This window comes from Actinotalea sp. C106, assembly GCF_023630195.1.
Lineage (GTDB): Bacteria > Actinomycetota > Actinomycetes > Actinomycetales > Cellulomonadaceae > Actinotalea.
Window position 1 is genome coordinate 1 of the sequence record NZ_JALPKN010000346.1, and the last position, 2,878, is coordinate 2,878.

Here is a 2,878-nt window from a genome sequence, read left to right on the forward strand (position 1 = left end):
GCCTCCGACTTGCGCGAGCTGAGCAGGGCGCACCTCAGCACCCCCCGACGCCCCCGGCGCCGCCCGCACAGGACGGTGCCGGGGGCGTCGTCGTGCGCGCGGGTGGTGAGAGCCCTCGACGGGTCCGCGCCGCAGGGCCTCAGACGATCGCGCGGCGCTCGCGCATGTCGAGGTCGAGCAGGACCCGCGTCCCGCCTCCCTCGCGGGCCGACCACCCGATCGACCCGCCGAGCTCGTTGCGGACCAGCGTCTCGACGATCTGCGTGCCGAGGCCCGTCATGGGGCCGCTCGCTCCCCCGGCCAGCCCCACCCCGTCGTCGTCGATGACCACGTGCAGGTGCTGGCCGCTGCGCTCGGCGACGATCTCGACCGTGCCGGCCTCGCGTCCGACGAAACCGTGCTCGACGGCGTTGGTCACGAGCTCGGTGAGGATCAGCGCCAAGGCCGTCGCCCCCTCGGCCGGGACCATGCCGAAGGTCCCCGTCCTCACGGTGCGCACCGAGGCACCCGCCGAGGCGACGTCGGCCACGAGCCGCAGGCTGCGGTCCACGAGGCTGTCGAAGTCCACGGTCTCGTCGAGGGTCTGCGAGAGGGTCTCGTGGACCAGGGCGATGGTCGTGACGCGGCGCATCGCCTCGTCCAGGGCATCCTTGGCCTCGGGCGAGGTCATCCGCCGGCCCTGCAGACGCAGCAGGGCCGCGACGGTCTGCAGGTTGTTCTTCACCCGGTGGTGGATCTCCCGGATGGTCGCGTCCTTGGTGATGAGCTCACGCTCGCGGCGCCGCAGCTCGGAGACGTCGCGGCACAGCAGCACCGCACCGATGCGCTGCCCGTCCTCGGTCATCGGCACCGCGCGCAGCGACAGGCACACCCCGCGAGCCTCGAGGTCGGTGCGCCACGGAGCCCTGCCCATGACCACCAGGGGCAGGGACTCGTCCATCGCGGTGCTGTCCTCGAGCAGGTCGGTCGTGACCTCCGCGAGAGACCTGCCCACGAGGGAACCGAGGACGCCGAAGCGGTGGAAGCAGCTCAGGGCGTTGGGGCTCGCGTAGAGGACCTCGCCCTCGGAGTTGAGCCGGATCAGCCCGTCGCCCACCCGCGGCGCCCCACGACGCGGACCGGTCGGGGCGTTGGGGGCCGGGAACTCGCCCCGGGAGATCATCGCGACCAGGTCGTCGGCGGCCTCGACGTAGTTGAGCTCGAGCCTGCTCGGGGTGCGGGCACCGCCCAGGTTCGTCTGCCGGGCGACCACCGCGACGGGCCGTCCGGCGTGCACCACGGGCACCGCCTCCTCGCGCACCGCGTACGTGCCGAACCAGCGGGGCTCGCGCGAACGCTGGATCGAGACGTCGGCAAGGGCACGCTCGAGCTGAGGGCGCTGCCCCTCGGGGGCGCTGCTGCCGACGATGTCGTCGTAGTGGACGGTCGCCCCTGTCGAGGGCCGTGCCTGGGAGACCGCGACGAAGTCCCCCGAGCGCGTCGGCAACCACAGCACGAGGTCGGCGAAGGCCAGGTCGGAGATCAGCTGCCAGTCGCCGACCAGGAGGTGGAGCCACTCGACGTCGGCAGGGGCGAGGTCGGCGTGGCGGGAGACCAGATCACTCAAGGTGGACACCCTGCGAGCCTAGGCGCAGGACGCGCACCGACCCGCCCGGACGACGGCGCAGCGCACCGCGTCGCCGCTTGTTAACCTCGACCTACTCTTCCCCACCCTCGGAGGCTCCGGTGCACGTGTCCGTCCAGACCACCTACGACGCCGGGACCGACGCCGTGGCCGCGATGCTCGCCGACGAGGAGTTCGTGGCCACCAAGGTCCGGGCCACCGGGGCGACGTCGCAGCAGGTGGACGTGGTCGGCACCAGCGCCGAGGCCTTCACCGTGACCACCCGCCGGCACATGCCGTCGACCGACATCCCCGCGCAGTTCCGCTCCGTGATCGGGGCGAGCGTCGAGGTGCGTCAGGTCGAGGCCTGGGAGGGCCCCGAGCGGGGGGGCGCCGAGGGACCGTGGTGGTCGAGATCACCGGGGCACCGGTACGGCTCTCCGGGACCATGCGCCTGGTCGAAGAGGCCGACGGCACCACGACACACCACGTCGAGGGCGAGCTCAAGGCCTCGGTGCCGCTCTTCGCCTCGGCCGTCGAGCAGGCGACAGCCGGGGGCATCCGTGAGGCCTTCGCGGCCGAGGGCCGCGCCGGGGCCACCTGGCTCGCGCGCTGACCCGGTGAGCCCGGTCGAGCGTCCCGGTCGTCACGCGCCCACCCTCGAGGAGGTCGCCGAGCACGCCGGGGTGTCGCGCTCGACGGCCTCGCGCGCGATCAACGGCGGGCTGCGGGTGAGCCCCGAGGCGCAGACCGCTGTCGACCGCGCGATCGTCGCCCTCGGCTACTCCCCGAACCGCGCCGCGCGCAGCCTCGTCACCCGCCGCACCGACTCGATCGCCCTCGTGGTGCCCGAACCCGACGAGCGCGTGCTCTCCGACCCGTACTTCGCACGGACCCTGCAGGGGCTCAGCGCGGCCCTGTCCGAGACCGAGATCCAGCTCGTCCTGATCATCGCGCGGCGCGACGACAGCACCCAGCGCACCGCCCGCTACCTGCGCAACCAGCACGTCGACGGCGCCGTGGTCGTCTCCCACCACCGGGACGACTCCCTCGAGGAGGTGCTCGCCGGCTCCCGTCTTCCGTGCGTGTTCGTGGGGCGCCCGTGGCAGTCCCCCGAGACCATCCAGTACGTCGACGTCGACAACGTCCTCGGCGGGCGCCGCGCCACCGAGTACCTCGTGCAGGTCGGCTGCCGCCGGGTCGGCACCATCGCGGGGCCGCTCGACATGGCCGCCGGGGTCGACCGGCTCGCCGGCTGGCGCGAGGCCCTCGCCG

At 73.5% G+C, this 2,878-nt stretch carries 2 protein-coding genes and 1 pseudogene; 2 read left to right on the plus strand and 1 reads right to left on the minus strand.

Annotated elements, in window-relative coordinates:
• Positions 1-139 precede the first annotated feature (139 nt).
• Positions 140-1,615 (minus strand): PAS domain-containing sensor histidine kinase, encoded by a 1,476-nt coding sequence (locus L0B03_RS16065; RefSeq protein WP_250447740.1) that lies wholly within the window; start codon positions 1,613-1,615, stop codon positions 140-142.
• A 164-nt stretch (positions 1,616-1,779) separates the two neighbouring features.
• Between L0B03_RS16065 and L0B03_RS16070 the strand changes: the two are divergent.
• Both L0B03_RS16070 and L0B03_RS16075 read left to right on the plus strand, forming a co-directional pair.
• Positions 1,780-2,219 (plus strand): annotated as a pseudogene (locus L0B03_RS16070) (DUF2505 domain-containing protein).
• A 4-nt stretch (positions 2,220-2,223) separates the two neighbouring features.
• A partial coding sequence (locus tag L0B03_RS16075) for a LacI family DNA-binding transcriptional regulator (RefSeq protein ID WP_250447743.1) occupies positions 2,224-2,878 on the plus strand: 655 nt, incomplete at its 3' end.